2 protein-coding genes are annotated in these 2790 nt (G+C 62.3%); one reads left to right on the top strand and one right to left on the bottom strand.

What is annotated here, in order from left to right:
* The coding region (locus tag Q4I23_RS31950) for a tripartite tricarboxylate transporter substrate binding protein (RefSeq protein WP_498528902.1) at positions 1-851 on the bottom strand (851 nt) is incomplete at its 3' end.
* Between the two features lie 499 nt (positions 852-1350).
* On the opposite strand from Q4I23_RS31950, the gene Q4I23_RS31945 reads away from it, so the two are divergent.
* A partial coding sequence (locus Q4I23_RS31945) for a carbohydrate-binding domain-containing protein (protein ID WP_498528901.1) occupies positions 1351-2790 on the top strand: 1440 nt, incomplete at its 3' end.

Below are 2790 nucleotides of genomic sequence, written 5' to 3'. Positions count from 1 at the left end.
ATGGTGTATTCCACGTCCAGCCCGGATTCCTTGCAGGTCGGGATGCTGTTCCACGACTTGCCGTCGGCCACCGGCTCCTTCAGCGGGATGCGCTCCTTGTCGAAGACGCACAAGGGCCGCAGCGCGCCGGCCCGCCATTGCGACACCGCCTCGATCGGGTTGTTGACGCTGGCGTTGATGTGGTTGCCGACGAGTTGGGCCGCCACGTCGCCGCCGCCCTTGTAGGGGACGTAGGTGAAGGTGACGCCAGCCGACTGCTCGATGGCAGCGGTGATGATCTGGTCCTCCTGCTTGGAACCGGTGCCGCCCATCTTGAAGCGGTTGGCGCCGCCCTCCTTGGCGGCCTCGACGAACTCCTTGGGCGATTTCTGCGCGGCCTCGCTGTTCACCCACAGGACGAAGTTGTCCAGCGCCAGCATTGCCACCGGGGTCATATCCTTCCAGGAGAAGGGAACGCCGGTCGCCAGGGGCGTGGTGAACAGGTTGGACAGGGTGATGATGATCTTGTGCGGGTTGCGGTTCGACGACTTGACGTCGAGGAAGCCTTCCGCGCCGGCACCGCCCGACTTGTTGATGACGACGATGGGCTGGCCCATCAGGTTGTTCTTCTGAATAATGCCCTGGATCATCCGCGCCATCTGGTCGGCGCCGCCACCGGTTCCCGCCGGGACGACGAATTCGACCGATTTGGTCGGCTCCCAGGCGGCTTGGGCCGCGACCGGGAGCAGCAGAAGGCCGAGCGCGCCGGCCAGGGCCGTTCCGCCGGCGAGCGTTCTTCTTGGCGTGTTTTTAAAAGCGAAGGAGTCAAAAGGGGTCTTCCGCGCGCAGCGCGGGCGCTGTACGTCCTTCATGCCTCATTCCTTCCCTTTTGGGTGGCCGGGCTTCCGTCGGCACGGCTCATCATTTTTGGATTGTCTGGCGAGACGGATTGTTTGTTATCCAAACTGTCCGTGTGGCGTATGGTATGTGGCATCCCAGCTTTCTTCAACAGGAATGTCACAAGACGACCGGGTCCAATCATTGGGTGCGGCGCAAGAAGCCATCGATAATCGGCTGCTAAATTCTTGTAGTTCGCTGCAATTTCAAAAATTTACCGAAAGAGTTACCTCGTTAGTGTTAACTCCTAAATTCGAGGAACTACCACTTTCGTTGGGAGAATTCCTGTGATGGATTTGGCGCACTTCAAAAACTAATTATCCTAAAATCGAACCATTTAAGGCCACACGGTGCTGGCTAGGCTCCGGTCCTGTCGAAAACGATTGAGCGCACAGCAAGCGGGACGGCGCGATCCGCGCACATTCCCGCCCACCGCCACAAACGTGGCGCTGTAAAAAGGAAAGAGTGAAGACCATGGATCATATGGCCATTGAGCTTGATCATCAGAACCACGCCGACACGACCGGTTTTGTCGGTGATTCTGCTGCCGATCCGTTTCAGGCTGTTGTCGATAGCATCACCCCGGTGACCGCCGACAGCGCCGCGACGCCGGACTCAATTCTCCATCTCCAGGCACTCCAGACCACCGCACAGCCTCTGGCGCTGGCCGACGCCACGGCCGCTGCCGCCTCCACCGCCAAGATCGTCGTAAACGCTTCCGGCACCGCCGCGGGCGGCGTCTCGCCCCATTTCAAACTGCTGGTGGACGGCGCCGTGGTCGGCGAAGGCTCCGCGGGCGGTGATGCCAAGGATTTCTCCTTCGACGCCAACGTGACTGCCGATCAGGCGCACAAGATTCAGATCCAGTACGACAACGATGGCGCTGTCGATGGGCAGGACCGCAACCTGACGGTCAACGCCATCTCCATCAACGGCCACAAGGTCGCCCCGACGGATCCGTCGGTCACCTATGACAAGGGCGCGCTCGACGGCAAGGACGTCGTTCCGGGTCAGGCCAACATGTGGTGGAACGGCACGCTGGCCGTCGCCGCTCCCAAGGAGTTCTTCGCGACGACCGCCGCCGCGGCCCCGGCCGCCCCCACGGCGCCGACCTCCGGCACGTCGGACTACCCGTCCACCCCGGCCTCGCAGATCTACTACGTCGATGCGACCAACGGCAGCGACAGCAACTCCGGCCATGATGCGAACCAGGCTTGGAAGTCGCTGGACAAGGTGAACTCGACCAACTTCGCGGCCGGTTCGCTGGTCCTGTTCGAGCGTGGCGAGACTTGGCACGACAGCCTTCTGGCCTCGACCTCCGGCACCTCCGACAAGCCGATCGTCTACGGCGCCTACGGCACCGGCGCCAACCCGGTGATCGAGGCGGCCAGCGGCTCCAGCTACGCCGTCAGCCTGAACAACAAGGACAACATCACCTTCGACAGCCTGACCATGAAGGGTTCGGGCGACGCCGGCCTGCTGCTCAACGGCGGCGCCGACAACGTGAAGGTCACCAACTCGCAGATCGTCGACAACCACGGCTCGGGCGTCGTCATCAGCGGCACCTCGCACGGGCTGCGGATCGACCATTCCACGATCGACGGCAACGGCGCCTACGGCATCGTGCATTACTCCGCCGACAACGCCGACCAGTACTTCACCAACAACACCATCAGCGACAACGGCTGGCGGACCGACGGTGTGTATTCGGGCTGGAACGGCCGCATCCTGAGCGGTGAGATCGCCGGCAACACGATCTTCAACAACGGCGCCGGCGGCGGCGACGGTCGGTCGCATGGCCTGTACCACGACCACAGCCAGGCCAACAGCACGCTGAAGATCCACGACAACACGATCTACGACAACCCGCGCGGCGCCGGCATCCTCGCCAAGTCGAGCACCGAGATCTACGAC

The sequence above is a fragment of the Azospirillum sp. UFLA03-27 genome (assembly GCF_059803775.1).
Note: the sequence above shows the minus strand (reverse complement) of the source record. Positions and strands in the feature narration are given on the sequence as shown.